Genomic DNA, 25,554 nt, shown 5'->3' with positions numbered 1-25,554 from the left:
GAACCTCTAATTTTTATTCTTGGGGTTTCTATTGTTTACCGACGTTACAGCAGTCTAGTCACGCCCCCGGAATCGTGTAGTTGCATTGGCAGCCAGCTTGATGGCCTAGCGAGTCAGTACGCCAACGACGCTGGATCCACGTCAAAGTACTGCCGCCAATAACGGTGCGGCGAACAGGTTCAGCAGCCCCGTCAGAACCATGACTAACCCCGCCACCGAGCCCTCCTCACCTCCCACTTCATGCGCTCGACTGACCCCGGCGCCATGCGACTGGGTTCGCAGCTCCGCCTGACCGCTGCTGGCAGCGTGGTTCTGCAACGGGCCGAAGGCATGTTGCGGCTGCGCAACGAACTGCTCAGTGAGCTGGATGATTTGAGCTCCGTTTGCTGCAAGCCTGCCAGCAGCTGGGGTTTACGCCCAAGGAAGGCGGCCGCAGCGGCCAGGCCGAGTTTCTCGCGGCGCTGGTGGCCGCCGGCCAAGGTGTGGTGTTGTTGCCCCGCGTGGTGGCTCGCGGGCTTGGTGCGGCCAGGCGTGGTGCGCCTGACCTTGAACGCGCCGAGCTATCTGCGTTGGGACATCGCCTTCATCTGGCGCCAGGGCGCGTACCTGTCAAAAGCCGCCCAAGCCTGGCTCACCTGGCTGCGCGAGCGTCCGTCCGGTCAGCTCCGCAGAGCGCTGACCAGCTCCGCTAGCCAAGGCTCGGCGTCGGTTTCCGGCGTCACGCTTTCACTGGCGTCCAAGCGCAGCATGGGCAGGACTTCACGTAGGCCCAGTTCGCCGAATAATTCGCGCATCAACTCGCCGCCGCCGCAAAACGTGTCGCCGTAACTCGCATCGCCCAGACCAATCACAGCGCCCGGCAAGCCACGCCAGGTAGCCGGTAACTGGTCACGAATGGCGGAATACAACGGCTGCAGGTTGTCCGGCAACTCGCCCATGCCAGTGGTCGAGGTCACTGCCAGGAAGGCTTCTGGGCCAAAGGCCTGAACATCGGCGAGGCTCGCACGCGGGTTGTGCCAGGCGTCGAAACCCGCGGCTTTCAAAATGTTAGCGGCATGGCGGGCGACTTCTTCAGCCGTGCCGTACACCGAGCCGGAAAGGATGGCGACTTTCATCAATCTGATCCTGAAGCTGAGTAAAAAGACGGGGATATTAACAGCCGTGGCAAAAAAGCTGCGATTGATTCTCAACTAACGCTGATGGCCAGTAGACGGTGCTCAGTGTTCTTTTAAAATGCATCCACAATCAAATTGGAAAGGATTCTCCGATGATTAACGCCCAACTGCTGCAAATGGTGATCAACGCTTCCAACGACGGCATCGTGATCGCCGAAAAGGAAGGCGAGCAGGACAACATCCTGATTTACGTCAACCCGGCATTCGAACGCCTGACGGGTTACGCCAGCGAAGAAATCCTCTACCAGGATTGCCGTTTTCTTCAGTCCGGAGACCGTGACCAGGACGCTCTCCCGTTGATTCGCAAGGCGTTGAGCAGTGGCGGTTCCTGCCGGGAAATCCTCAGGAATTACCGTAAGGACGGTACGCCGTTCTGGAACGAGCTGTCCCTTTCGACGGTGAAGAACCCGAGCGACGGGCAGACTTATTTTGTCGGTGTGCAGAAAGACGTTACCGTTCAGGTCAAGGCGCAGCAGAGAGTCGCGCAGCTGGAAACTCAATTGACCGAGGTCCAGGCCGAGCTTGCTGCACTAAAAGCGACGAACGGCGAAAACAAAACAAAGAATTGATTGTCATTAACTACAATCACCGGTGACTTTGTAACTAATTCTGTCGAGCAGATCATGCAACGCGACACACTCCTGACCCAGGATGAGCTGGATTTTATCCAGACCATGCAACACAACCCGCAACTCAATGTGCGGGATGCGACGTCGAGCCTGCTCGTCAACGGTGGTTCACAGATCCGTGATTTGCTCACGCGCCTTGCCGCTCATGAGCAAGTCACCCTCCAGGCCAACTTCGAAAATCAGCAAATGACCTTCCCGCTGCACTTGGTGGAAGACGAGTTTCACGCGATGCATTTACGCCTCGGCGTCCCCAGCATTTATGAAGACGGACCGATGGTCCGGCCATGGCGCCTGGTACTCGAAGAACCGGTCGCACTGGAGAATGCCAGTGGCCAACCCGGTACGATGTGGGTGCACGAAGTGTCGTTCAAAGGGGTTTTGGTGGAAGTTCGCAACAAGACCAAACCGCCAAAACATTTCGCCTTGTGGTTCAGCCCGTCAGGCTATGAGCGTATTGCTTTGCGCGGCTCCTTCGAAAAAGAAACCGGGAACGGCTTTTATGCCTATCAGTTGAATCAGGATGATAAGGACGAAACCGAGCGTCTACGCCAATACATTCTTCAGCAGCATCGGCTGACGCATCCGGCCATGCATCTCTGATCAAGTATCCAGGTTGCCTGCCAGGAACTGTTTCAGACGCTGACGCATCACCATTCCTTCGTTACCCAGACAACCAATCGACGATCCAGCCAGGTTCTCCTGCACCAGATCGGACGCATCCCCCGCCAGCATCAACTGACAATCCAGGCTCAAGGCCAGGCGATTCAAACGCCGTGGCAACTCGAGCGCAGGCGCGTGATTGGAAACCAGCACCAGCGCCTGGGGCTTGACCTTCTCGCAGACCAGGGTCAGTTCGGCCAATGGCTGACCGACAGCCAGCACTTGAATGGCCGAATCGACACTGCTCAGCAACAGCGCCGTTACCAGCAGTTCGAGTTCACGACACTGATCGTTCAGGGCGCAGACAATCACCCGTCGCGGCTGCATGACACGCACCAGCAGTAGGCGCTGCAACACTCGAGAGCGCAGAAAACCATCCAGGAAAAGCCACTCACTGGTCTGACCGAACGCGTCATGGCGCTGCAGCAATTGCTTCCAGAGTGGAAGCAGAATGTCCTGAAACACGACAGTCAGAGAGTAACTGGAAAAGATCTGTCCATAGACCTGCTCCAGTTGAACCTCGTCAAAGACATTCACCACCACCTGAACTTGTTGCTGCCATTGCGTGTAGTCAGCTTGCACGAGTTCATTCGGGATGATGTGCGACAGCGCCTGAAGCGGTGCAATCCTGGCCAGGATCTTGCCGACTTTACTGACAGCAACGCCGCGTTCGATCCAGCCAAGGATGCTGCGGACACGATCGATATCGGTCATCGAATACAGTCTGTGCCCACTATCGGTGCGCGCGGGCTGTATCAGCCCATAGCGGCGTTCCCATGCACGTAGCGTGACCGGGTTGACCCCGGTCAGGCGCGCCACTTCGCGAATCGGAAACAGCTCTTCCTGCTCAAGAGGAAGACCGGGCTGCGATCCCGGGACAACGTCAGTCAGGACAGGCATTTTATAATTCAACGTCCATGTATAAATTGGATCCCATTCTATCTCACCTTCCCCCGCACCATTCAAGACGTTAATGGCAATGAATATCACTGACGTACTCGGCAGAATCAGGAATAATCCTTGCTTGTTCTAAGACGCAGCCCACCACCCCGGCGCTGCGCCTGGCGAAACTCCTACCCGGAGCGACGCGTTCGTTATACGGAGATGCACAATGTCTACCTCACCCGTCACACTGATGGTTGCGCGCCGCGTCGCCAATGGGCGTTATCAGGACCTGATCGCCTGGTTGCGCGAAGGCGAACAACTGGCCACCGACTTCCACGGCTATCTCGGCTCTGGCGTGCTCGCTCCGCCGCCCGACGATGACGAATTCCAGATTATTTTCCGCTTCGCCGATGAGCAGACTCTGCACGCCTGGGAGCATTCTGTGTCGCGCACCGCCTGGCTCGGACGCGGCAGCGACTTGTTCGCCCATCCAACGGAACATCGGGTCAGCGGCATCGAAGGCTGGTTCGGTGCGGCCGGCCAGCGCCCACCACGCTGGAAACAGGCCGTGGCGATCTGGTTGGCGTTCTTTCCGGTTTCCCTGCTGTTCAACTTCGTCCTGGGGCCGTTGCTGAACGAAATGGGACTGCTGAGCCGGGTGCTCATCAGCACCTTGTGCCTGACTCCGCTGATGGTCTACTTCTTCATTCCGCTGTCGACCCGCCTGCTGGCCAGCTGGCTGAACACCACGCCGCAACGGCCACCGCCCGCCGAGCCTTCAACGCAGAATCGCTAAGCCTGCCACCACAATAGGTGTACGCCTCCCGTCGCTGGTATAGTTTTGCTCTTACCGCGATGCGAGCCGTTCATGACCTCTTCCGCAGCCCCAATCCTTATCACCGGTGCCGGCCAACGTGTTGGCCTGCACTGCGCGCAGCGTTTGCTCGAGGATGGCCAGCCGGTGATCTTCAGCTACCGCAGTGAACGGCCCGGCGTGCAAACCCTGCGCGACTTGGGGGCGACCGCGGTGTTTGCAGACTTCTCCACTGAAGCCGGGATCTTCGCGTTCATCAGCGAACTGAAAAACCACACCGACAGCCTGCGGGCGATCGTCCATAACGCCTCCGAATGGCTGGCCGAAACCCCGGACTCCGACGCCGCGGCCTTCACCCGCATGTTCAGCGTGCACATGCTGGCGCCTTACCTGATCAACCTGCACTGTGCCGACTTGCTGCAACGCTCAAGCCCCGCCGACATCGTGCACATCGGCGACGACGTGACCCGCAAGGGCAGCAGCAAGCACATTGGCTACTGTGCCAGCAAAGCCGGGCTCGACAGCCTGACCCTGTCCTTCGCCGCGAAATATGCGCCAACGATCAAGGTCAACGGCATCGCGCCAGCCCTGCTACTGTTCAATCCTGACGACGATGCGGCGTACCGCGCCAAGGCACTGGCCAAGTCCGCGCTGGGTATCGAACCCGGCAGCGAAGTGATCTACCAGAGCTTGCGCTATTTGCTCGACAACCCTTATGTCACCGGCACGACCCTGACCGTCAACGGCGGGCGGCACATCAAATAAGCGGCCCCGCGAGGATGTTCCATGACGTTATCCCTGCCCCAGAACTCCCTGTCCCAGAGCTATCGCGAGATCCTCATCGGCCTCGGTGAAAACCCCGACCGCGAGGGCCTGCTCGACACCCCGGCTCGCGCGGCGAAAGCCATGCAGTACCTCTGCCATGGTTACGAGCAAAGCGTCGAAGAGATCGTCAACGGCGCGCTGTTCGCTTCCGACAACGATGAAATGATCATCGTCGACAACATCGAGCTGTACTCGCTCTGCGAACATCACATACTGCCCTTCATCGGCAAGGCGCATGTGGCTTATATTCCAACGGGCAAGGTGCTGGGCCTGTCGAAGATTGCGCGACTGGTGGACATGTTCGCCCGTCGCCTGCAGATCCAGGAAAACCTCACTCGGCAAATCGCCGACGCGGTGCAGCAAGTGACCGGCGCGGCGGGCGTCGCGGTGGTCATCGAAGCCAAGCACATGTGCATGATGATGCGCGGCGTCGAGAAACAGAATTCGACCATGAACACCTCGGTGATGCTCGGCGCCTTCCGCGAATCGAGCAACACCCGCCAGGAGTTCCTGCAATTGATTGGACGGAGCAAGTAGCAATGCCACAACTTCAACCAGGAATGGCGCGCATCCGGGTCAAGGACCTGTGCCTGCGCACCTTCATCGGCATCAACGAGGATGAAATCCTCAACAAGCAGGATGTGCTGATCAACCTGACCATCCTGTATGCCGCTCAGGAAGCGGTGCGTGACAACGACATCGATCACGCGCTGAATTACCGCACCATCACCAAGGCGATCATCGCCCACGTGGAAGGCAATCGGTTCGCTCTGCTTGAGCGCCTGACTCAGGAAATTCTCGATCTGGTCATGGCCAACGAATCGGTGCTGTACGCCGAGGTCGAAGTCGATAAGCCTCACGCCCTGCGTTTTGCCGAGTCGGTGTCGATTACCCTCGCGGCGAGCCGCTAAGCGCGTCTGGCGCATTGTTCGTCAGACTTTTATCATCCGCGCCACGATTTGAATGCACAGAGCCCCGCCATGAACGATCAACAACGCCTGGAACTCGAAGCCGCCGCCTTTCGCCGGTTGGTCGCCCACCTGGACAGCCGCAAGGATGTGCAGAACATCGACCTGATGAACCTCTCCGGTTTCTGCCGCAACTGCTTGTCCAAGTGGTACAAGGCCGCTGCCGACGAACGCCAGATCGAGGTCAGCCTCGATGACGCCCGCGAAGTGGTTTACGGCATGCCGTACGCCGAGTGGAAAGCCCACTACCAGCAAGAAGCCAACGCCGAACAACAGGCGGCGTTCGCCAAAGGAAAGCCCAATGAGTGATTTGAACACCCTGCGCACCGGCCTCAAGAGCGGCGAACACGTTTTTGCCGACACCCTGGCGTTCATCGCCACTGGTTACGACTACCAGCCACAGGCCTTCAACAACGGCGGCGTGGAAAACGCTGCCGGGCAGAACGAAGGCTCGTGCAAGACCCTGGGTCTGGCGCTGCTGGAAGGCTTGAGTGATGAAGAAGCGCTGTTGGCGTTCGGCGAGCATTACCGCTCGGTGCTGGCCACGCCTGAAGGCAGCGACCACGGCAATATCCGCGCGTTGATTGCTCATGGTTTGGCCGGAGTGAAGTTCACTCGGCAGCCGCTGACTCGCCGCTGATTCCACGCCCACCCAACACATCCCGACTTTTAAGATTGACCCGGCAACTTTATTTCGTTTGCCGGGCACCGCTGCTCACGGCTTAGATAAAAAGAAGCATCCCTTCTTCTGAGTCAGGTATCCATGAGCAGCGAAACCATCAGCCGGTCGATCAACATCGTTCATCCCGTCACGCTCAGCCACGGCAAAAATGCCGAGGTCTGGGACACCGATGGCAAACGCTACATCGACTTCGTCGGTGGTATCGGGGTGCTGAACCTCGGCCATTGCCATCCGCGCATCGTCGAGGCCATTCGCGAACAAGCGACTCGCCTGACCCACTACGCATTCAACGCCGCCCCGCATGCGCCCTACCTCGAGCTGATGGATCGTCTGATCGCGTTTATTCCGGTGGATTACCCAGTCAGCGGCATGCTCACCAACAGCGGTGCGGAAGCGGCGGAAAACGCCCTGAAAATCGTCCGTGGCGCGACCGGCCGCACAGCCGTCATCGCCTTCGACGGGGCCTTCCACGGCCGCACGCTCGCCACCCTCAACCTCAACGGTAAAGTCGCGCCTTACAAACAGAAAGTCGGTGTGCTGCCGGGGCCGGTGTTTCACCTGCCCTTCCCGAGCAACGACAACGACGTGACCTGTGCCGAGGCCCTGAAAGCCATGGACCGTCTATTCAGCGTCGAGATCGACGTCGACGACGTCGCCTGTTTTATCGTCGAACCAGTGCAGGGTGAGGCCGGCTTCCTGGCGATGGACGTGGAGTTTGCTCAAGCGCTACGGCGGTTCTGTGATGAAAAAAACATTCTGCTGATTGCCGATGAAATCCAGTCCGGCTTTGGTCGCACCGGCCAGCGTTTTGCGTTCTCGCGACTGGGCATTGAGCCGGACCTGATCCTGCTGGGCAAAAGCATTGCCGGCGGCGTGCCGCTGGGTGCGGTTGTCGGGCGCAAGCCGCTGCTCGACACCTTGCCAAAGGGTGGGCTGGGCGGCACCTATTCAGGCAATCCCATCGCCTGCGCCGCGGCGCTGGCGACCCTGGACGAAATGACTGACGCGCACCTGCAAGCCTGGGGCGCACAACAGGAAGAAGCGATTGTCAGCCGCTACGAATCCTGGCGCACCAGCAAGCTGTCGCCATATCTGGGCCGCTTGACCGGCGTTGGCGCGATGCGTGGCATCGAGTTGATCAATGCCGACGGCACACCGGCATCGGCGCAGTTGACGCAGCTGCTGGCGTTGGCACGAGACGCCGGTTTGCTGCTGATGCCCAGCGGCAAATCACGGCACATCATTCGGCTTCTGGCACCGTTGACCACCGAGGCGGCAGTGCTGGAGGAAGGGTTGGATATCCTTGAGGCATGCCTGGCGAACCTTTCCTGAGAAGCAAACTACGATCAGGGACTGACATAGCGAATTATGTTCGCTTGTAGTCCCCGTTTTTGCGTCGCAATACTGGCCAGATACCCCCTTTGCCAAGCGAGATCACTACCACCTACAAGCCTGAGGCAGTCATGTATCACGACAATATAATTTATAAAAAAAAGTCCAATGATCCTCAATTCCTGCTTGGCGTAGCCGTCGTGCTGTTTCTCGGCTCCTACCTGATGAACCTGGGTAACAGCGCCCTCAGTCATTTCCTGCATCCGCTGTTGGGCAATACCTCGGACAGCCTGACCGCTCGTAATATCGCCATCGGCCTGGCCATTGCCGCACTGGGGACGCTGAACTTTCACGTCCTCGGACGCTTGAAATTCAAGGTGCAGACCACCGTGGTCTGGATCGAACTGCTGATTCTGTTCCTGGCGTTCTTCGACACCTTCGACCTCTCCTACAGTTTCATCCTCGACAAGATCGGCTTCCTGATCATCCAGGGCGCTGCAACCACGCTGTACATCTCCGCCGTGGCGATTGTGATTGCCTTCGTGCTGGCGTTGATCGGGGCAGTGGCCAAGCTGTCGAACAACGGCCTCGCCAATGCCATCGCCTCGTTCTACACCTCGTTCTTTCGCGGTGTTCCGCTGCTGATCCAGATCTACCTGATTTACCTGGGACTGCCGCAACTGGGTTATGTGGTGGACGCAGTGCCGGCCGGCATCCTCGCGTTGTCGCTGTGTTACGGCGCCTACATGACCGAGATTTTTCGCGCGGGCATCCAGAGCATTCCGGTGGGTCAGTGGGAAGCCTCGCGAGCCCTGGGCATTAGTCCGTTCAAGACCTTGAGCCGGGTGATCATGCCGCAAGCCTTGCGGGTGATCATCCCGCCCACCGGTAATCAGTTCATCGCCATGCTCAAAGACAGTTCGCTGGTGTCGGTGATCGGCGTCTGGGAACTGATGTACCTGGCCAAGACCCAGGGCCGCGCAGACTTCCGCCACCTGGAAATGCTAATCACCGCCGCGATGATTTACTGGGCCCTGTCGTTCATCCTCGAACGGGTGCAGGCGCGGATCGAAAAAAGGGTCAACCGATCCATTGCAAGGGGTTGATGCGTGATGACTCGAACCAATACCGCTGAACTCATTGACATGGCACCTGCTGCGCAGACCAGTCCCTCGATGATTTCCATTACTGGCCTGAACAAGTGGTACGGCAATTTTCACGCCTTGCGCGATGTCGACCTGAACGTCGCTACGGGCGAAATCCTGGTGGTGTGCGGGCCGTCAGGCTCGGGAAAATCGACGATGATTCGCTGCATCAATCACCTGGAAAACTTCCAGAAAGGCCACATCCAGGTCAACGGCATCACCCTCACCAGCGAGGCAGAAAGTGTCAGCGCCGTGCGCCGGGAAATCGGCATGGTGTTCCAGAGCTTCAACCTGTTCCCGCATTTGAGCGTGATGGACAACCTGACCCTGGCCCCGCAACTTGTGCAAGGCGTGTCGAGCGGCGAAGCGAAAAAGCGCGCTCAGGTCTACCTGGAGCGGGTGAGAATTGCCGAGCATGCGCACAAGTACCCGTCGCAACTGTCGGGTGGCCAGCAACAGCGCGTCGCGATTGCCCGGGCGCTGTGCATGAACCCCAAAGTGATGCTGTTCGATGAGCCGACCTCGGCGCTGGACCCGGAAATGGTCCACGAGGTGCTGGACGTGATGGGCGAGTTGGCCACCGACGGCATGACCATGATTTGCGTGACCCACGAGATGGGTTTTGCCAGCAAGGTCGCCGACCGCGTGCTGTTCATGGACCAAGGCCAGGTGATCGAACAAGCCACCCCGGCCGAGTTTTTCAACAACCCGCAAACCGAACGCGCACAGAAATTCCTGTCACAGATCATTGGTCACTGAGCACCGCTTTGCCCCTTCATAACAATAACGATAAGTGGAGATGGACATGGTCAGCAAAAAACACGTAATCGCAGCCGCAATGTCGCTGGTGTTCGTCGGCGCCGCCAACGCCGGTGCCGTTCTGGACAAAATCCAGAGCAGCAAAACAATGACCGTCGCCACGTCGGCGACCTGGCCACCCCAGGGGTTTATCAACGACAAGAATGAAATCGACGGGTTTGATATCGACGTTTCCAAGGAGATCGCCAAGCGTCTCGGCGTCGAGGTCAAGTTCATCACCCCCGATTGGGACGTGATTACCGCCGGCAAATGGAACGGGCGCTGGGATATGTCGGTGGGTTCGATGACCGCCACCAAAAGTCGCGCGCGAATCCTCGATTTCCCCGCGACCTATTACTACGTGCCCTACGTGTTTGCGGTACACAACAAATCCACACTCACCGACCACAAAGCGCTCAATGGCAAAACGATCGGTGTCGAAGGCGGCACCACGTCCGAGGATTACCTGAACCAGGCGCTGGCCATCGAAGCGACGGACCTGCCCCCAGTCACCTACGACGTACAGACCAAAAAGATGAAAACCTACGCTGGCTCCCTTGGACCGTTGGATGACTTGCGACTGGGCGACGGCGTTCGTCTAGACGGCATCCTCACTCAGCGCAGCACGCTGGAAGCGGCCATCAAGAAAAACTACCCGCTGCGTGCCGTCGACAACGGCGTGGTGTTCTACGAACCCCTGGCCATTGCCACCGACAAGGGGGACGCGGAGTTGAAGGCCAAGCTCGGTGAAATCATCGGCGAGATGCACAAGGATGGCACGCTGACCAAGCTGTCGACCAAGTGGTACGGCGTGGACTATTCGACCGTCAAGTAAGCCAATCCCCCAGATCGCATGCCTGGCACGCGCACTTTGGCAGGCGCTGCTCGAGGCTGCGATCTTTTAAGGATTCACCATGCACAACATCCCCACCACCTGGTATTCCCAAACCTCGCTGCCCCGCGCAGCCAGGCCCGAACTGCACACCAACGAAACCTGCGACGCCTGCATCATCGGCGCCGGGATCGCCGGCCTTACCGCCGCCCTGGAACTGACCCGACGCGGCAAACGCGTGATCATCCTCGAAGCCCAGCACGTCGCCTGGGGCGCCTCCGGTCGAAATGGCGGCGTGGTCTCGCCGGGCTGGGCTGAAGGGTCGGGAGCGATACGCAAGAAACTTGGATTGGAACAGGCCAAGGCACTCTTTCAAATGTCGGTCGAGGGGGTGGAGATTGTCCGCCGCAACATCGCCGAACTGGCACTGACTGGCTGCGATCCATCCGCCGGTACGATTCAGGTCAAGCGCTACGACGACAGTGCTGGCGTGAAAAACCACATCGACACGATGCGCCGTGACTTCGGTTATGAACTCAACTACCTCGACACCCATCAGGTCCGTGAGCGGGCCCACACCCTGCGCTATTTCCAGGGCATCGAAGATCCGAACGCCCTGCACTTTCATCCACTGAATTATTGTCTGGGACTGGCCCTCGCCATCGAAGCAGCGGGAGGCCGAATTTTCGAACAATCAAAAATGCTGGCCTGGCGGCGCGACGGCGCCGACAACATTGTCCAGACGGCTCACGGCTCCGTACGCTGCCAGGACCTGGTGTTCTGCGCCGGCGGTTACGGAGGGCCAGAACTGCAAAAACTCAGCCGCGCCTACCTGCCCATCGCCACCTATGTGGTGCTGACCGAACACTTGGGCGACTCGATCAAAAACGTCCTTGACTCGGACGCCGCGTTCTCCGACGACCGCCGCGCCTCGGACTACTACCGCGTGGTCGAAGGTGACCGCCTGCTCTGGGGCGGACGCATCACCACCCGCAACGAACAGAACGAGAAAGCCCTGGCGACGATGCTCAAGGCGGATATGGTCTCGGTCTATCCGCAACTGGCCCCGGTTAACATCGAACTCGCCTGGTCCGGCCTGATGGGTTACTCCACCAACAAGATGCCCAACCTGGGATTGCTGGAACCGGGCGTCTGGGCCTGCACCTCGTTTGGTGGCCATGGTTTGAATACCGGCTCGATTGGCGGCCGGGTGATCGCTGAAGCGGTGTGTGGAGAAAGTGCACGGTATCAGTTGTTCAAATCGTACCTGCTGGACTGGAATGGTGGACCGTTCGGACGCGTTGCCGCCAATGCGATCTATCAATCGCTGAAGCTCATGGATTTTGTCCAGGAGAGATTGCGCGGCTGATCGCAATCGACTTCGGCGACGAAAAAACTTGTGGGAGCGAGCTTGCTCGCTTGTATGTTTAGACTTGAAGGGCGGTTCGAGTGGCAGCGGCGCCGGGACAGGTGCAGGTTCAAGCGCTGGCGGTGGCCGCAGCGGACAATGACCACCATGGCTCGACAAACTCCAGGCTACCGGCTGCACGTTATTGATAGCTACCCCGGTACCGAGGATTTTTGCGCACCGACACTGCCCGCCCTACCGGCGACTGCAAGTGCCACGCAACAAGCCAGTAACGAGAATGCGGCGAATGCGCCCATCACATGTAGATAAGGCAACACGTGATTCCAGGCTCGAGCCACCCCCAGGAAAGCGGCGAACAGCCAACCGCTCATGGAAAGCGCACCCAACAAGGCGAGCCGCGTGCGGCCTGCACTGCGCAGTGCGACGAATGGAGCCTTTTGCAGCAACGGGAAGCCGACTCGATGCAATAATGCACCGTTGAGGCTAAGCAGCGCGACGACAGTTACCTTGGCCCAGAGTTTCTGATTGAGCAGATACGCGTCGCCTTCATTGAGATAACCCTGAAGCACCAGCAACAGTCCGCTTGCCCAAAGAGCCAGTAGTGCGAGGGTGACGATCCTCTGAGTTTCATCAAGGTACTCAAGCCTCGCCTGGTCCAGTATTTCCTTGCGCCAACTCCACAGCTTGTGATCCGCCTGCAACACCCTCCCCAGGGCAATACACGTAGCGAGCAGATGACCGTATACGAGAAGCATTTTGAGCATTGCCTTGACCTTATTATTGTTTTGGCGCTGCATTCCCTGCTTCGCTGAATTGAAAGCGAATGATACAAATTTGCAATTGCATTTTCAAGATGATCCTTCATTCATAGGTGCTGGCACCAACCGCGATACAACTGTCGTCACACATAGAGGCGGTCATTCCTTGGCGGATGAATGTAGCCGGTCGGCAACCACCACAACACCGTTGTTCGAATGCAGGTCTATGCCACAAAATTTCATCACGGCCTCCTCACAGTAAAAGACTAAGTTCGCACTTTGAATTTTGCGCCACCTCGTGAGGTGGGAAGGCCGGCCAGATGATTCTCAGAGTTGTTTTCGATTGCCTGATCGAGCGCAAATGAATGGCCAAGTACGATGCGATTTCGCACATGGGACTCAATTCACCTACATACCCTGCTAAATCACGGTATGGCTTTCAGATTAGCGATGTCAAAAAAATACCCCTCATAGAGGGGTATTTGGGTAGTTACAGTCTAGAAAGACCCTAACTATGTATTCCTAGGTGGGGGAATAACCGAGGCCTGTTTTTTCATTACAACGCAATCAGAACGAAGCGTTCTGCAGGTCGTCAAGGTAACGCTCGGCGTCCAGTGCGGCCATGCAGCCGGCGCCGGCCGAGGTGATGGCCTGACGGTAAACGTGGTCAGCCACGTCACCGGCAGCAAAGATGCCTTCGAGACTGGTGGCAGTGGCGTTGCCGTCACGGCCGCCCTGCACCACCAGGTAACCGTCTTTCAAGGTCAACTGACCCTCGAACAACGACGTGTTCGGGGTGTGGCCGATGGCGATGAACACGCCGTCGACTGTCAGCTCGTCGAAGCTGCCGTCGTTGTTCTTCAGGCGGGCACCGGTTACGCCCATGTTGTCGCCCAGGACTTCGTCCAGAGTCGAGTTCAGCTTCAAGACGATCTTGCCTTCGGCAACCCGGGCATTCAGCTTGTCGATCAGGATCTTCTCGGCGCGGAAGGTTTCGCGACGGTGGATCAGGGTCACGGTGCTGGCGATGTTGGCCAGGTACAGCGCTTCTTCAACAGCGGTGTTACCGCCACCGACCACAGCCACTGGCTTGTTGCGATAGAAGAAACCGTCGCAGGTTGCGCAGGCCGAAACGCCTTTGCCCATGAACGCTTCTTCCGACGGCAGGCCCAGGTAACGAGCGCTGGCGCCGGTGGCGATGATCAGGGCGTCGCAGGTGTAGGTCGCGCTGTCGCCGGTCAGGGTGTATGGCTTGGCAGCGAAGTCGACGGCATTGATGTGATCGAAGACGATTTCGGTTTCAAAACGCTCGGCGTGCTCTTTCATGCGCTCCATCAGCGCCGGGCCGGTCAGGCCGTGGACGTCGCCCGGCCAGTTGTCGACTTCGGTGGTGGTGGTCAGTTGACCACCGGCCTGCATGCCGGTGATCAGCAGTGGCTTGAGGTTGGCACGGGCGGCATACACCGCAGCACTGTAACCGGCAGGGCCGGAACCGAGAATAATCACTCGCGAATGACGGACTTCAGACATGACCTGCTCCTGTTGACCGGCCCGAAACTTCTGGCCCGGAACGCCGGGTTGCCGGCGGGAATAAAAAAGGACCGTTGAAAGCACTTGGGGAAGGCTTGAGCTCGACAGTCCTGTAAAAAGATTGGGTGCAGCGTATCGAGGGGGCGAAGATTAAGGAAATACGGTTTAACAATCCAGCTCATAGGCGGTCTCTATCCCATCACGAGGGAGAGATAGGCGCCTTTGTTACAGTTAATGTCGATGCTGCTACCGCGCTTTCGCCCGTCAGACAAAGCCGGTAAGGTCGGCGCGTTTCCCCTTTGCTCGGAGCACGTTATGCCCGCCCCCGTTCTGTCCGGCCCGCAATACCTGCGCGAAGGCCTCAAGCTGGTCCTGAGCCCAAGCCTGCGCTTGTTCGTATTGTTGCCCCTGGTGATCAACCTGGTGCTGTTCGTCGGATTGATCTACCTGGCCAGCCATCAATTCAGCCTGTGGGTCGATACATTGATGCCGTCCCTGCCCGATTGGTTGAGTTTTCTCAATTATGTCCTCTGGCCGTTGTTCGTGGTGCTGGTGGTGTTGATGGTGTTCTTTACCTTCACCATGCTGGCCAACGTCATCGCCGCGCCATTCAACGGTTTCCTGGCGGAGAAAGTCGAAGTGGTGGTGCGCGGCACCGACGACTTCCCGGCCTTCAGCTGGGGCGAACTGATCGCCATGATCCCTCGCACCCTGGCCCGGGAAATGCGCAAACTCGGCTACTTCCTGCCGCGCGCCATCGGGTTGTTCATCCTTTCGTTCATTCCGGTGGTGAACATCATCGCTGCGCCACTGTGGTTGCTGTTCGGGGTGTGGATGATGGCGATCCAATACATCGACTACCCGGCGGACAACCACAAACTGGGCTGGAACGAGATGCTTGCCTGGTTGCGCGAGAAGCGCTGGCAGAGCATGAGTTTCGGCGGGAGTGTTTATCTGGTGCTGCTGATTCCGGTGGTCAACATCCTGATGATGCCGGCGGCGGTGGCGGGTGCGACCTTGTTCTGGGTGCGCGAGCGCGGGGCTGAAAACCTGGTGACCCAACGCTGAGCCCGTCACAAATCCATCATCCCACCGTCACACTGACGACATGGCCTCAGCCGACACTGAGGTCATGACGACAGCTCTGCATATCACCCTGATCACCGAAACCTTCCCACCGGAAATCAACGGCGTAGCCAATACCCTTGGCCGCTTGTGCGACGGCTTGCGCGCGCGCGGGCATCAGGTGGAATTGGTGCGACCTCGTCAGGTTTGCGACCAGCAACTGGGCAGCGACGATGCGCTGTTGCTGTGTCGGGGCTGGCCGCTGCCGGGCTATCCCGGCTTGCAATGGGGCCAGTCGTCGATGCACAAATTGCTGCGGCGCTGGAAGCGTCATCGGCCGGACGTGCTGTACATCGCCACGGAAGGACCGCTGGGATTGTCGGCCTTGCGCGCGGCACGGCGCTTGGGGATTTCGGTCGTCAGTGGCTTCCACACCAATTTCCAGCAGTACTCCAGCCAATATGGGCTCGGATTGCTGACACGTTTGCTGACTCACTATCTGCGCTGGTTTCACAATCGCTCGACCCTGACCCTGGTGCCCAGCGTGAGCCAGCGGTTGGAACTGGAGCGCTGGCATTTCGAGCGCCTGGCGTTGCTGTCCCGAGGGGTCGACAGCCAGTTGTTTCACCCGACCAAACGGATTAATGCCCTGCGTGATAGTTGGGGGCTGGGTAACGACGACATTGCTGTCATCCACGTAGGACGCCTGGCACCGGAGAAAAATCTGGGCCTGCTCAAGCACAGTTTCGACGCGCTGAAAGCGACTTATCCACAGCAAACGATAAAGTTGATCGTAGTCGGCGATGGTCCGCAACGAGCGGCACTTGAGAAGGAACTGCCCGAGGCGATTTTTTGTGGCTCACAACGCGGCGAAGCCCTGGCCAGTCACTACGCGTCGGGGGATGTGTTTCTGTTTCCGAGCCTGACCGAGACTTTTGGCAACGTGGTACTTGAGGCACTGGCTTCGGGTTTGGGTGTGGTGGCTTACGATCAAGCGGCGGCGGCTCAGCACATCCGCCATGGCTACAACGGTGTACTGGCGATGCCGGGGGACGAAGAGGCGTTCTGCGATGCAGCGTGTTGGCTGCTGGAGAAGCGCGAAACCTTACGCTGTGTGCGGCTTAATGCGCGTCAGCATGCGAGTCGGCAGGGTTGGCCGGCGATTATCGAGCAGTTTGAGGGGCAATTGCGCGGGGCTTGTCAGACCCCGCTTGCCTCAAGCCTTGAGCCTCGGCTTAAACCAGGGTCATCAACGCCTCACGGCTGAACGGCAGGATGTCTTCTTCACGGCCATCACGCACTTTCTGCGCCCAGTCCGGGTCCACCAGCAGCGCACGACCTACCGCCACCAGGTCGAATTCATCATTGTTCAAACGCTCCAGCAGTTTTTCCAGACTGGCCGGCTGCGCGATCTTGTCGGTGTTGACCATGAACTGCAGGAACTCGCCGTCCAGGCCGACACTCCCCACCGTGATGGTCGGCTTGCCAGTGAGCTTGCGGGTCCAGCCTGCCAGGTTCAGCTCGGAACCGTCGAATTCCGGTTCCCAGAAACGACGTGTCGAGCAGTGGAAAATATCCACGCCGGCATCGGACAACGGTTTGAGAAATTCGCCCAACGCTTCGGGTGTTTGCACCAGACGCGCGGTGTAATCCTGCTGCTTCCATTGGGAGAAACGGAAAATAATCGGAAAGCCTTCACCGACCGCCGCACGCACCGCCTGAATCAGTTCAATGGCGAAGCGCGAACGGTTGGCCAGGCTGCCGCCGTATTCGTCGGTGCGCTGGTTGCTGCCTTCCCAGAAGAACTGGTCCACGAGGTAACCGTGGGCACCGTGAATTTCCACGCCGTCCATGCCAATGCTCTGGGCATCTTTGGCGGCCTGGGCGAACGCGGCGATCACGTCCTGGATATCTTGCTGGGTCATACCGTGAACCACGACCTGACCGTCCTTCAATTTCTCCGACGGACCGTAACCCGGCACGCTGGCATCCGGCTCGGTGCCGATGCGGCGCACGCTGCCGACATGCCACAGCTGCGGAACGATCTTGCCGCCTTCAGCATGAACCGCGTCGACCACTTTCTTCCAGCCGGCCAGCGCTGCGTCACCGTAAAAATGCGGCACGTTCGGGTAGCCGTTGGAAGCCTTGTGGGCGACGGTGGTGCCTTCGGTGATGATCAGGCCGACACCTGCGGCGGCGCGACGACGGTAGTACTCGATCACTTTGGAATTGGGAACGCCACCCGGCGAAAACGAGCGGGTCATCGGCGCCATGACGACGCGAGTCGGCAGTTCGAGGGTGCCGAGGTGGAACGGTTTGAACAGGGCTTTGACTGGCATGGGGCACTCCACGAAAACGATATCGACGGGATGGAAATTTTATGACGGCGATAATATGCGGAGCAACAAGCGCTGCACAGCACTATTGATTGCGGTGATTAAGGTTCAAAAGGCAGGCATAAAAAATCGCAGCTCGGTGGCTGCGATTTTTTGGGTTCAGCTCAGCGCTCTTTCAATCGCATGAACGATCGTCGGATCATCCGGCGGCGTGCGTGGCGAGAACCGCGCCAGCACGCGACCATCCTTGCCCAGCAGGAATTTCTCGAAGTTCCAGGTAATGTCCCCCGGGAACTCCGCACCCTCGCCTGCCAGCAGGCGGTACAACTGATGACGTTCGTGACCGTTGACTTCCAGCTTGCTGGACAACGGAAAGGTCACGCCATAGTTAAGGCTGCAAAACTCCTGGATCTCTTGCTCGGTGCCCGGTTCCTGCCCGGCAAACTGGTTGCACGGCAAGCCCAGCACGCTGAAACCCTTGGCTTTGTATTGCTGGTAGAGGTTTTCCAGCGCCGCATATTGTGGGGTCAAGCCACATTTGGAGGCGACGTTGACCACCAGCACGACGTGCCCCTTGAAGGGCGCCAGAGGTAGCTCCTGACCATCCAGGCCTGTCAATTTAAGGTCGTGAAAAGCACTCATGACGAACTCCAAATTCCCGTGTTCTTCTCGAAACAGCCACTTGGCGGTGTCACCAGGGACAGCCGCGGACTAAAAAGGCGCCCTCAGGCGCCTCTCCAGTTCTCTGAGCTTAGCGCAGAAAATCAGTGGTGATGGCCACCTTCGCCATGGACGTGACCATGAGCGACTTCTTCCTGGCTGGCATCACGGATGTCGATGATCTTGACCTGGAAATTCAGGCGCTGGCCGGCCAATGGGTGGTTGCCGTCGACGGTGACATCGTCGCCGTCCAGGTCGCGGATGGTGACAATTTGCATCTGGCCGTCCGGAGCGGAAGCGTGGAACTGCATGCCCACTTCCAGTTCGTCGACGCCTTCGAACATGCTGCGGCTCAAGGTGCTGACCAGTTCGGCAGCGTATTCGCCGTAGGCATCTTCAGGCTCTACGGCAACCGTCAGTTCGTCACCGACTGCTTTGCCTTCCAGAGCCTTTTCCAGGCCCGGAATGATGTTACCTGCGCCTTGCAGGTAGACCAGCGGCGCGCCGCCGGCGGAGCTGTCGATGACCTCACCGGCGTCGTTGGTCAGGGTATAGTCGATGGAGACAGCCTTATTGGCGGCGATCAGCATGGGGCGAGACCTTTTGCATAAGAATGAAGAATGGCCAAGTTTAGCGAAGCAGTCGCCCGAAAGCGAACACAACCCGGACAGACGGGCCGCGGCGCAAGACTCGACGGTCACAGGTTTCCATCAGGATGAGGACGGGCACTGGGTGGCCGAGCTTTCCTGCGGTCACACCCAGCACCTGCGCCACCAGCCGCCCTGACAATCGCGCGCCTGGGTGTTGGACCCCGCGCAACGTATTGAAAAAATAGGCCAGCCCTTTGATTGCGGTTGGTGCGCACAAGGCTCGGTTAGCGATAACCTTGGCGACTGAATTTCGGTAGACGGCCAGTCATAGGTTGTCACCATTGCCATGCACCTCCAGAGAATCCGCATGCAAACTTTTTTTATCGCGCCCACCGATTTTGGTGTGGGTCTGACCTCCATCAGCCTTGGGCTGGTACGTACCCTTGAGCGGGCCGGCCTCAAAGTCGGTTTTTTCAAACCAATTGCCCAGCCCCATCCGGGTGACACCGGGCCTGAACGGTCGACCGAACTGGTGGCCCGCACCCACGGTTTGAAACCGCCTCAGCCGCTCGGTCTGGCACACGTCGAGCGCATGCTCGGAGACGGCCAGCTGGACGAGCTGCTCGAAGAAATCATCACCCTCTATCAGCAGGCGGCCGTCGGCAAAGATGTGCTGATCGTCGAAGGCATGGTCCCGACCCGCAGCGCCAGTTATGCCGCGCGGGTCAATCTGCATTTGGCCAAGAGCCTCGACGCCGAAGTGATCCTGGTCTCGGCGCCGGAAAACGAAGTGTTGACCGAACTGTCTGGCCGCGTGGAATTGCAGGCGCAATTGTTCGGCGGCCCGAAAGACCCGAAAGTCCTCGGAGTAATTCTCAACAAAGTCAAAACCGACGAGAGCATGGAGGCCTTCGCTTCGCGCTTGAAAGAGCATTCGCCGTTGCTGCGCAGCGGCGACTTCCGCCTGCTCGGCTGCATCCCGTTCCAGCCGGAATTAAACGCCCCGCGCACCCGTGACGTCGCCGATCTGATGGGCGCGCAGATTCTCAATGCCGGCGATTACGAAACCCGGCGCATGACCAAAATCATCATTTGCGCCCGCACCATGCGCAACACCGTGGAGCTGCTCAAGCCCGGCGTGCTGGTGGTGACGCCCGGCGATCGCGACGACATCATCCTCGCCGTCAGCCTCGCCGCCATGAACGGCGTGCCCCTGGCCGGCCTGTTGCTGACCAGCGACACCCTGCCCGACCCGCGCATCATGGACCTGTGCCGTGGCGCGTTGCAGGCTGGCCTGCCGGTGTTGTCGGTGAGCACTGGCTCCTACGACACCGCCAACCAGTTGAACGGTTTGAACAAGGAAATCCCGATCGACGACCGTGAGCGCGCAGAGATCATCACCGACTTCGTCGCCAGCCACCTCGATGCCAACTGGCTGCACCAGCGTTGCGGCACACCACGGGAAATGCGTCTGTCGCCAGCGGTGTTCCGCTATCAATTGATTCAGCGTGCCCAGGCCGCCAACAAGCGCATCGTTCTGCCCGAAGGCAGCGAGCCGCTGACGGTGCAAGCCGCAGCGATCTGTCAGGCACGCGGTATCGCCCGCTGCGTGTTGCTGGCGAAACCTGCGGACGTCGAAGCCGTCGCCCGTGCCCAAGGCATCGAGTTGCCGCCGGGGCTGGAAATTCTCGACCCGGACCTGATCCGCGAGCGCTACGTCGAGCCAATGGTCGCCCTGCGCAAAAGCAAAAGCCTCAACGCGCCGATGGCCGAGCAGCAACTGGAAGACACCGTGGTGATCGGCACCATGATGCTGGCGCTGGATGAAGTCGACGGCCTCGTGTCCGGGGTCATTCACTCCACCGCCAACACCATCCGCCCAGCCCTGCAGCTTATTAAAACGGCGCCGGGCTGCACGTTGGTGTCGTCGGTGTTCTTCATGCTCTTCCCCGAGGAAGTGCTGGTCTACGGCGACTGCGTGATGAACCCGCACCCGAGCGCCAGCGAACTGGCGGAGATCGCGCTGCAAAGCGCCGACTCGGCCGCCGCATTCGGCATCACCCCACGCGTGGCGATGATCAGCTACTCCAGCGGTGAATCGGCCAGCGGCGAAGAAGTCGAGAAGGTTCGCGAAGCGACATTGCTCGCCCACGAACAACAGAACTCGCTGTTGATCGACGGCCCATTGCAATACGACGCCGCCGCCAACGAAACCGTCGCCCGGCAACTGGCGCCGAACAGCCAGGTCGCCGGTCGCGCCACAGTGTTCGTATTCCCCGACCTGAACACCGGCAACACCACCCACAAAGCCGTGCAGCGCAGCGCCGATTGCGTCAGCCTCGGCCCAATGCTGCAAGGCCTGCGCAAACCGGTGAACGACCTGCCGCGCGGCGCGCAAGTCGACGACATCGTCTACACCATCGCGTTGACCGCGATTCAAGCTGCCAACCGACCTTTGGATCTTTAAATGCTGGATTCCCTACCTGCACCGCTGCGAGGCGTCATTGCCTCGATGTTGTTGGCTCTGAACACGATTGCCTGTTGCACCCCGCTGTTCATCGTGGCGATCTTTAAATTGCTGCTGCCCTTCCCCGCCGCCCAGCGCTTTACCGATTGGCTAATGGGCCACATCCATGAAGCCTGGATCAGCAACAACAAAGCGTGGATGGACTTGCTCGGGCACACGCGCTGGAAGCTCAGCGGCCTCGAAAGCCTGGACTATCAGCACTCATATTTGATCACCAGCAACCACCAGAGCTGGGTCGACATCATGGTGCTGCAGTACGTGCTCAACCGCCGCATCCGCCCGCTGAAGTTCTTCCTCAAACAGGAACTGATCTGGGTGCCGGTGATTGGCCTGGCGTGGTGGGCGCTTGGCTTTCCGTTCATGAAACGCTACTCAAAGGCCTATCTGGAGAAGCACCCGGAGAAGAAAGGCAAAGACCTGGAAACCACCCGCAAGACGTGCGACAAGTTCCGCAATAACCCGGTGGGAATTTTTAACTTCGTCGAAGGCACACGCTTCGCCGAAGGCAAGCATGCGCAACAGAAATCACCGTTCAAGTATCTGCTTAAGCCCAAGGCCGGCGGCATTGCGTTTGTGCTGGATGCCATGGGTGAGCAGCTGGAAGCCATCGTCAACGTGACCATTCACTATCCGGCCGGACGTCCCGGTTACTGGGATCTGCTCTGTGGGAATGTGAAGGATGTGGTGGTGCACTTTCAGGAACTGAAGATTCCTCCGCAGTTCATCGGCAAGAACTACGACCAGGATGGGGAATATCGATTGCAGTTTCAGGGGTGGATCAATCAGTTGTGGGAAGACAAGGATGCGCTGCTGGAGCAGATGCATCGGGAGTATCCAGGCAAGTCTTGAGGTGGCTGTACCGGCCTCTTCGCGAGCAAGCCTCGCTCCAGGTCGGTGGTGATAGCAGTTAACCTGTAGGGGCGAGGCTTGCCCGCGAAGGCGATTTCAGGGACACAAAAAAACCCGCCGATGATCACTCATCGGCGGGTTTTTTATTAATGGCTAACGCTTATATCGCGCCACGCTGACGCAGCAAATCCAGCACTTGCTTGACGCTTTCTTCCAGCGACAGCGACTGGGTGTCGACCACAAGGTCGGCGTCCAGCGGCACGTCGTAAGGGAAGGAATCGCCCGGGATGTTATCCCCGGCCGCCGCGTACAGGCCTTGTGGGTCACGCTCGGCACAGACCGCCGGAGAGGCCTGGACATAGACCGTCAGCAGCCGCTCCTTGCCGATCAGGTCCCTGGCCTGCTCACGACCTTCGGCACTCGGCGCAACGAAGGCTGCCAAGGTCAACAAACCGGCTTCGTTGAACTGACGCGCAACGTGAGCCGCACGACGCCAGTTCTCGGTACGCCCGGCGCGGTCCTGTGGCAGACCTTTGTTCAGGTCGTGACGCAGGTTCTGACCATCGAGTACAAACACCGCACGGCCCATGTCGAACAGCTTGCGTTCAACCGCGTAAGCCAGGGTGCTTTTACCCGCGCCCGACAAACCGCTGAACAACACGGTGGCCGGTTGCTGGCCGAAACGCTGGGCGCGTTCTTCGGTGGCGACGTGAGCCAGTTTGCCGTGATGCGTGCTGGTGCCGTAGCTCAATGGCTGAGCGATGATCATGCCGGCCGCAACGGTGCCATTAGTCAAACGATCGATGACGATGAACGAACCGGTGGTGCGGTTGCTCGCGTAGCCGTCCAAAGCGATGGCTGCGTCGAGGCTGATCTTGACCCGACCGATCTCGTTCAGATGCAACGAGCTGGCCGGACCTTCTTCCAGGGTGTTCACGTCAACGCGGTTGACGATGCTGGTGATCGAACCCGGCACGTAAGTGGTGGCGCGCTTGATGTCGTATTTCTTGCCCGGCAGCATCGGCTCTTCAGCCATCCACACCAGCATGGCGTCGAAGGCATCAGTCACTTGCGGCTGGTTATCGGCGTGCACCAGCAAGTCACCGCGGGAGATGTCAATCTCGTCTTCCATGGTCAGCGTGACAGCCTGACCTGGACCGGCGTGCTCCAACTCACCTTCGAAGGTGACGATGGATTTCACGCGACTGCTCTTGCCCGACGGCAGCACAACGACTTCGTCGCCCTTGTGCACGACGCCGCTGGCCAGCGTACCGGCGAAACCACGGAAGTTCAGGTTCGGACGGTTGACGTACTGCACCGGGAAACGCAGGTCGGTGTAGTTGCGGTCGTTGGCGATCTCGACGGTCTCGAGAATTTCCATCAGCGACTGGCCGGTGTACCACGGCGAGCGCTCGGACTTGTTCACCACGTTGTCGCCCTTCAACGCCGACATCGGCACGAAAGCCATGGTGGTCGGCTTGAACGCGATGCCTTCGGCGAACTTCAGGTAATCGGCCTTGATCGACTCGAAGACTGTTTCGTCGAAGCCGTTGAGGTCCATCTTGTTAATGGCGACAACGATGTGTTTGATGCCGAGCAACGAGGCAATGAAGCTGTGGCGACGGGTCTGGGTCTGCACGCCGTAACGGGCATCGACCAGGATGATCGCCAGGTCACAGGTGGACGCACCGGTGGCCATGTTGCGGGTGTACTGCTCATGGCCGGGGGTGTCGGCGATGATGAATTTGCGTTTGGCAGTGGAGAAATAACGGTAAGCGACATCGATGGTGATGCCCTGCTCACGCTCGGCCTGCAGGCCGTCGACCAGCAATGCCAGGTCGATGTCATCGCCGGTGGTGCCGACTTTTTTCGAGTCGCGGGTAATGGCTTCCAGGTGATCTTCGTAGATCATTTTGGAGTCGTGCAGCAGGCGCCCGATCAGAGTGCTCTTGCCGTCGTCGACGTTGCCACAGGTAAGAAAGCGCAGCATTTCCTTGCGTTCGTGCTGGCCCAGATAGGCGAGGATATCCTCGCTGATCAACTCAGATTGATGCGACATGACAACCCCTTAGAAATAACCCTGACGTTTCTTTTCTTCCATCGAGCCAGCGCCATCGTGATCGATGACCCGGCCCTGGCGTTCGGAAGTTCGCGTCAGGAGCATTTCCTGAATGATGTCGGTCAGGCTGGTGGCCTCGGACTCGACCGCACCGGTCAACGGGTAGTCGCCGAGAGTACGGAAACGGACCTTCTTCTTGACGATACGCGCCTTGTCTTCATCGCTCAGGTGATTGAGCAGGCGTTCGTCGTCGATCATGATCCAGGTGCCATTCATCTCGATGACGTCGCGCTCGGCGGCGAAATACAGCGGCACAATCGGGATGCCTTCGAGGTAGATGTACTGCCAGATGTCCAGCTCGGTCCAGTTCGACAAAGGGAACACGCGGATAGACTCGCCCTTGTTGACCTTGCCGTTGTAGACGTTCCACAACTCGGGACGCTGGTTTTTCGGGTCCCAGCGGTGCTTGGTGTCGCGGAAGGAATACACGCGCTCTTTGGCACGGGATTTCTCTTCGTCGCGACGGGCACCACCGAAAGCGGCATCAAAACCGTACTTGTCGAGGGCCTGCTTGAGGCCTTCGGTTTTCATGATGTCGGTGTGTTTGGCGCTGCCGTGGGTCAGCGGGTTGATGCCCTGCGCGACGCCATCGGGGTTCACGTGCACGATCAAGTCCAGGCCCAGTTCTTCGACCATACGATCGCGGAACGCGTACATTTCCTTGAACTTCCACCGGGTGTCGACGTGCATCACCGGGAACGGCAGTTTGCCGGGGAAGAATGCCTTGCGCGCAAGGTGCAGCATCACGGCGGAGTCTTTACCGACGGAGTACAGCATCACCGGGTTATCGAACTCGGCGGCGACCTCGCGGATGATGTGGATGCTTTCGGCCTCCAGCTGTTTCAGATGCGTCAGTTTGTCGACCATGGCTACTCACGAAAACGATCTTATGGACGGCCAGCGGGCCGTGTTCGAGCGGGGAATGCTAGCACAGCAACCTCTTCTAATCAGGACACCGACTAGATCGAAAGGGTATATGAATATACCCCCGCGTTTGGGCTGCGAT

The 25,554-nt window shown here is 58.9% G+C and carries 26 protein-coding genes and 3 pseudogenes; 19 read left to right on the top strand and 10 right to left on the bottom strand.

What is annotated here, in order from left to right:
- Positions 1-141 precede the first annotated feature (141 nt).
- Positions 142-270 (bottom strand): annotated as a pseudogene (locus QK293_RS01235) (LrgB family protein); the annotation flags it as partial.
- Between QK293_RS01235 and QK293_RS01230 the strand changes: the two are divergent.
- Positions 268-654, top strand: a pseudogene (locus tag QK293_RS01230) (LysR substrate-binding domain-containing protein); the annotation flags it as partial. The pseudogenes QK293_RS01235 and QK293_RS01230 overlap by 3 nt on opposite strands.
- A gap of 5 nt (positions 655-659) precedes the next feature.
- On the opposite strand, the gene QK293_RS01225 reads toward QK293_RS01230, so the two are convergent.
- Complete coding sequence (locus QK293_RS01225) at positions 660-1,115, bottom strand: flavodoxin (RefSeq protein WP_282375151.1); 456 nt, start codon at positions 1,113-1,115, stop codon at positions 660-662.
- A gap of 152 nt (positions 1,116-1,267) precedes the next feature.
- On the opposite strand from QK293_RS01225, the gene QK293_RS01220 reads away from it, so the two are divergent.
- Together QK293_RS01220 and QK293_RS01215 are read left to right on the top strand one after the other, a co-directional pair.
- Positions 1,268-1,744: a PAS domain-containing protein gene (locus QK293_RS01220; RefSeq protein WP_282375150.1), complete on the top strand. Its 477-nt coding sequence runs from the start codon at positions 1,268-1,270 to the stop codon at positions 1,742-1,744.
- A 54-nt stretch (positions 1,745-1,798) separates the two neighbouring features.
- On the top strand, positions 1,799-2,404 hold the full coding sequence (locus tag QK293_RS01215) for a hypothetical protein (RefSeq protein WP_282375149.1): 606 nt from the start codon (positions 1,799-1,801) through the stop codon (positions 2,402-2,404).
- Here QK293_RS01215 and QK293_RS01210 read toward each other — a convergent pair whose 3' ends face one another.
- Complete coding sequence (locus QK293_RS01210; RefSeq protein WP_282375147.1) at positions 2,405-3,364, bottom strand: MerR family transcriptional regulator; 960 nt, start codon at positions 3,362-3,364, stop codon at positions 2,405-2,407. It lies immediately after the preceding gene.
- Positions 3,365-3,575: 211 nt separating this feature from the next.
- Here QK293_RS01210 and QK293_RS01205 point away from each other — a divergent pair, with 211 nt between their 5' ends.
- The 11 genes from QK293_RS01205 to QK293_RS01155 all read left to right on the top strand — a co-directional run bounded on the left by QK293_RS01205 (position 3,576) and on the right by QK293_RS01155 (position 12,114).
- On the top strand, positions 3,576-4,145 hold the full coding sequence (locus QK293_RS01205) for an antibiotic biosynthesis monooxygenase (protein WP_282375146.1): 570 nt from the start codon (positions 3,576-3,578) through the stop codon (positions 4,143-4,145).
- 72 nt (positions 4,146-4,217) lie between these two features.
- A complete protein-coding gene (folM, locus tag QK293_RS01200) occupies positions 4,218-4,928 on the top strand; it encodes a dihydromonapterin reductase (RefSeq protein ID WP_282375144.1) in 711 nt (236 codons plus the stop codon).
- Positions 4,929-4,949: 21 nt separating this feature from the next.
- Entirely contained in the window at positions 4,950-5,525 is a 576-nt protein-coding gene (gene folE / locus QK293_RS01195) for a GTP cyclohydrolase I FolE (protein ID WP_282375142.1), read from the top strand.
- A gap of 2 nt (positions 5,526-5,527) precedes the next feature.
- Positions 5,528-5,899: a dihydroneopterin triphosphate 2'-epimerase gene (gene folX / locus QK293_RS01190; RefSeq protein ID WP_008026970.1), complete on the top strand. Its 372-nt coding sequence runs from the start codon at positions 5,528-5,530 to the stop codon at positions 5,897-5,899.
- Positions 5,900-5,968: 69 nt separating this feature from the next.
- The gene (locus tag QK293_RS01185) at positions 5,969-6,265 is read left to right on the top strand and encodes a DUF1244 domain-containing protein (RefSeq protein WP_282375140.1); all 297 of its coding nucleotides are present in this window, start codon (positions 5,969-5,971) and stop codon (positions 6,263-6,265) included.
- On the top strand, positions 6,258-6,596 hold the full coding sequence (locus tag QK293_RS01180; RefSeq protein ID WP_282375139.1) for a HopJ type III effector protein: 339 nt from the start codon (positions 6,258-6,260) through the stop codon (positions 6,594-6,596). Before QK293_RS01185 ends, QK293_RS01180 begins: the two co-directional genes overlap by 8 nt.
- 123 nt (positions 6,597-6,719) lie before the next feature.
- Entirely contained in the window at positions 6,720-7,970 is a 1,251-nt protein-coding gene (locus QK293_RS01175; RefSeq protein WP_282375138.1) for an aspartate aminotransferase family protein, read from the top strand.
- Between the two features lie 131 nt (positions 7,971-8,101).
- Positions 8,102-9,076: an amino acid ABC transporter permease gene (locus QK293_RS01170; RefSeq protein WP_282375136.1), complete on the top strand. Its 975-nt coding sequence runs from the start codon at positions 8,102-8,104 to the stop codon at positions 9,074-9,076.
- A gap of 6 nt (positions 9,077-9,082) precedes the next feature.
- Positions 9,083-9,874 carry an amino acid ABC transporter ATP-binding protein gene (locus QK293_RS01165; RefSeq protein ID WP_282375135.1) on the top strand — a complete coding sequence of 264 codons (792 nt, stop codon included), beginning with the start codon at positions 9,083-9,085 and terminating at the stop codon, positions 9,872-9,874.
- Between the two features lie 46 nt (positions 9,875-9,920).
- Positions 9,921-10,748 (top strand): transporter substrate-binding domain-containing protein, encoded by an 828-nt coding sequence (locus QK293_RS01160; protein ID WP_282375134.1) that lies wholly within the window; start codon positions 9,921-9,923, stop codon positions 10,746-10,748.
- Between the two features lie 79 nt (positions 10,749-10,827).
- The gene (locus QK293_RS01155; RefSeq protein ID WP_282375133.1) at positions 10,828-12,114 is read left to right on the top strand and encodes an FAD-binding oxidoreductase; all 1,287 of its coding nucleotides are present in this window, start codon (positions 10,828-10,830) and stop codon (positions 12,112-12,114) included.
- A gap of 191 nt (positions 12,115-12,305) precedes the next feature.
- On the opposite strand, the gene QK293_RS01150 is transcribed toward QK293_RS01155, so the two are convergent.
- Both QK293_RS01150 and trxB read right to left on the bottom strand, forming a co-directional pair.
- Entirely contained in the window at positions 12,306-12,878 is a 573-nt protein-coding gene (locus QK293_RS01150) for a hypothetical protein (RefSeq protein ID WP_282375328.1), read from the bottom strand.
- Between the two features lie 561 nt (positions 12,879-13,439).
- A complete protein-coding gene (gene trxB, locus QK293_RS01145) occupies positions 13,440-14,402 on the bottom strand; it encodes a thioredoxin-disulfide reductase (protein ID WP_131061180.1) in 963 nt (320 codons plus the stop codon).
- 315 nt (positions 14,403-14,717) lie between these two features.
- Between trxB and cysZ the strand changes: the two genes are divergently transcribed.
- Positions 14,718-15,470: a sulfate transporter CysZ gene (cysZ, locus tag QK293_RS01140; protein WP_282375131.1), complete on the top strand. Its 753-nt coding sequence runs from the start codon at positions 14,718-14,720 to the stop codon at positions 15,468-15,470.
- Between the two features lie 40 nt (positions 15,471-15,510).
- On the top strand, positions 15,511-16,734 hold the full coding sequence (locus QK293_RS01135; RefSeq protein ID WP_282375130.1) for a glycosyltransferase family 1 protein: 1,224 nt from the start codon (positions 15,511-15,513) through the stop codon (positions 16,732-16,734).
- Here the strand turns inward: QK293_RS01135 and QK293_RS01130 are convergent.
- The 3 genes from QK293_RS01130 to QK293_RS01120 all read right to left on the bottom strand — a co-directional run bounded on the left by QK293_RS01130 (position 16,703) and on the right by QK293_RS01120 (position 19,053).
- Positions 16,703-17,806: an NADH:flavin oxidoreductase gene (locus tag QK293_RS01130; RefSeq protein WP_282375129.1), complete on the bottom strand. Its 1,104-nt coding sequence runs from the start codon at positions 17,804-17,806 to the stop codon at positions 16,703-16,705. The two genes, QK293_RS01135 and QK293_RS01130, sit on opposite strands and share 32 nt — an antisense overlap.
- 156 nt (positions 17,807-17,962) lie before the next feature.
- Entirely contained in the window at positions 17,963-18,445 is a 483-nt protein-coding gene (locus QK293_RS01125) for a glutathione peroxidase (protein ID WP_282375128.1), read from the bottom strand.
- Between the two features lie 122 nt (positions 18,446-18,567).
- Positions 18,568-19,053, bottom strand: coding sequence for a peptidylprolyl isomerase (locus tag QK293_RS01120; protein WP_045061434.1), 486 nt, complete (start codon positions 19,051-19,053; stop codon positions 18,568-18,570).
- Here QK293_RS01120 and QK293_RS01115 point away from each other — a divergent pair.
- The 3 genes and pseudogenes from QK293_RS01115 to QK293_RS01105 all read left to right on the top strand — a co-directional run bounded on the left by QK293_RS01115 (position 19,022) and on the right by QK293_RS01105 (position 22,429).
- Positions 19,022-19,360, top strand: a pseudogene (locus QK293_RS01115) (DUF3565 domain-containing protein). The gene QK293_RS01120 and the pseudogene QK293_RS01115 sit on opposite strands and share 32 nt — an antisense overlap.
- Positions 19,361-19,420: 60 nt before the next feature.
- Positions 19,421-21,520, top strand: a complete 2,100-nt coding sequence (gene pta / locus QK293_RS01110) for a phosphate acetyltransferase (RefSeq protein WP_282375127.1) — start codon at positions 19,421-19,423, stop codon at positions 21,518-21,520.
- Positions 21,521-22,429 (top strand): acyltransferase, encoded by a 909-nt coding sequence (locus QK293_RS01105; RefSeq protein WP_282375126.1) that lies wholly within the window; start codon positions 21,521-21,523, stop codon positions 22,427-22,429. It abuts the gene before it with no gap.
- A gap of 160 nt (positions 22,430-22,589) precedes the next feature.
- Here QK293_RS01105 and cysN read toward each other — a convergent pair whose 3' ends face one another.
- Positions 22,590-24,488 (bottom strand): sulfate adenylyltransferase subunit CysN, encoded by a 1,899-nt coding sequence (gene cysN, locus QK293_RS01100; protein WP_282375125.1) that lies wholly within the window; start codon positions 24,486-24,488, stop codon positions 22,590-22,592.
- Between the two features lie 9 nt (positions 24,489-24,497).
- On the bottom strand, positions 24,498-25,415 hold the full coding sequence (cysD, locus tag QK293_RS01095) for a sulfate adenylyltransferase subunit CysD (RefSeq protein ID WP_131061189.1): 918 nt from the start codon (positions 25,413-25,415) through the stop codon (positions 24,498-24,500).
- Between the last annotated feature and the right edge of the window lie 139 nt (positions 25,416-25,554).

The sequence above is a fragment of the Pseudomonas sp. AL03 genome (assembly GCF_029960815.1).
GTDB lineage: Bacteria > Pseudomonadota > Gammaproteobacteria > Pseudomonadales > Pseudomonadaceae > Aquipseudomonas.
Note: the sequence above shows the minus strand (reverse complement) of the source record. Positions and strands in the feature narration are given on the sequence as shown.

Excerpts from the sequence above, each read along its gene's own strand:
- QK293_RS01225 (WP_282375151.1), bottom strand. The coding sequence starts at position 1,115 with ATGAAAGTCGCCATCCTTTCCGGCTCGGTGTACGGCACGGCTGAAGAA.
- QK293_RS01220 (WP_282375150.1), top strand. The coding sequence starts at position 1,268 with ATGATTAACGCCCAACTGCTGCAAATGGTGATCAACGCTTCCAACGAC.
- QK293_RS01215 (WP_282375149.1), top strand. The coding sequence starts at position 1,799 with ATGCAACGCGACACACTCCTGACCCAGGATGAGCTGGATTTTATCCAG.
- QK293_RS01210 (WP_282375147.1), bottom strand. The coding sequence starts at position 3,364 with ATGCCTGTCCTGACTGACGTTGTCCCGGGATCGCAGCCCGGTCTTCCT.
- QK293_RS01205 (WP_282375146.1), top strand. The coding sequence starts at position 3,576 with ATGTCTACCTCACCCGTCACACTGATGGTTGCGCGCCGCGTCGCCAAT.
- folM (WP_282375144.1), top strand. The coding sequence starts at position 4,218 with ATGACCTCTTCCGCAGCCCCAATCCTTATCACCGGTGCCGGCCAACGT.
- folE (WP_282375142.1), top strand. The coding sequence starts at position 4,950 with ATGACGTTATCCCTGCCCCAGAACTCCCTGTCCCAGAGCTATCGCGAG.
- folX (WP_008026970.1), top strand. The coding sequence starts at position 5,528 with ATGCCACAACTTCAACCAGGAATGGCGCGCATCCGGGTCAAGGACCTG.
- QK293_RS01185 (WP_282375140.1), top strand. The coding sequence starts at position 5,969 with ATGAACGATCAACAACGCCTGGAACTCGAAGCCGCCGCCTTTCGCCGG.
- QK293_RS01180 (WP_282375139.1), top strand. The coding sequence starts at position 6,258 with ATGAGTGATTTGAACACCCTGCGCACCGGCCTCAAGAGCGGCGAACAC.
- QK293_RS01175 (WP_282375138.1), top strand. The coding sequence starts at position 6,720 with ATGAGCAGCGAAACCATCAGCCGGTCGATCAACATCGTTCATCCCGTC.
- QK293_RS01170 (WP_282375136.1), top strand. The coding sequence starts at position 8,102 with ATGTATCACGACAATATAATTTATAAAAAAAAGTCCAATGATCCTCAA.
- QK293_RS01165 (WP_282375135.1), top strand. The coding sequence starts at position 9,083 with ATGACTCGAACCAATACCGCTGAACTCATTGACATGGCACCTGCTGCG.
- QK293_RS01160 (WP_282375134.1), top strand. The coding sequence starts at position 9,921 with ATGGTCAGCAAAAAACACGTAATCGCAGCCGCAATGTCGCTGGTGTTC.
- QK293_RS01155 (WP_282375133.1), top strand. The coding sequence starts at position 10,828 with ATGCACAACATCCCCACCACCTGGTATTCCCAAACCTCGCTGCCCCGC.
- QK293_RS01150 (WP_282375328.1), bottom strand. The coding sequence starts at position 12,878 with ATGCTCAAAATGCTTCTCGTATACGGTCATCTGCTCGCTACGTGTATT.
- trxB (WP_131061180.1), bottom strand. The coding sequence starts at position 14,402 with ATGTCTGAAGTCCGTCATTCGCGAGTGATTATTCTCGGTTCCGGCCCT.
- cysZ (WP_282375131.1), top strand. The coding sequence starts at position 14,718 with ATGCCCGCCCCCGTTCTGTCCGGCCCGCAATACCTGCGCGAAGGCCTC.
- QK293_RS01135 (WP_282375130.1), top strand. The coding sequence starts at position 15,511 with ATGGCCTCAGCCGACACTGAGGTCATGACGACAGCTCTGCATATCACC.
- QK293_RS01130 (WP_282375129.1), bottom strand. The coding sequence starts at position 17,806 with ATGCCAGTCAAAGCCCTGTTCAAACCGTTCCACCTCGGCACCCTCGAA.
- QK293_RS01125 (WP_282375128.1), bottom strand. The coding sequence starts at position 18,445 with ATGAGTGCTTTTCACGACCTTAAATTGACAGGCCTGGATGGTCAGGAG.
- QK293_RS01120 (WP_045061434.1), bottom strand. The coding sequence starts at position 19,053 with ATGCTGATCGCCGCCAATAAGGCTGTCTCCATCGACTATACCCTGACC.
- pta (WP_282375127.1), top strand. The coding sequence starts at position 19,421 with ATGCAAACTTTTTTTATCGCGCCCACCGATTTTGGTGTGGGTCTGACC.
- QK293_RS01105 (WP_282375126.1), top strand. The coding sequence starts at position 21,521 with ATGCTGGATTCCCTACCTGCACCGCTGCGAGGCGTCATTGCCTCGATG.
- cysN (WP_282375125.1), bottom strand. The coding sequence starts at position 24,488 with ATGTCGCATCAATCTGAGTTGATCAGCGAGGATATCCTCGCCTATCTG.
- cysD (WP_131061189.1), bottom strand. The coding sequence starts at position 25,415 with ATGGTCGACAAACTGACGCATCTGAAACAGCTGGAGGCCGAAAGCATC.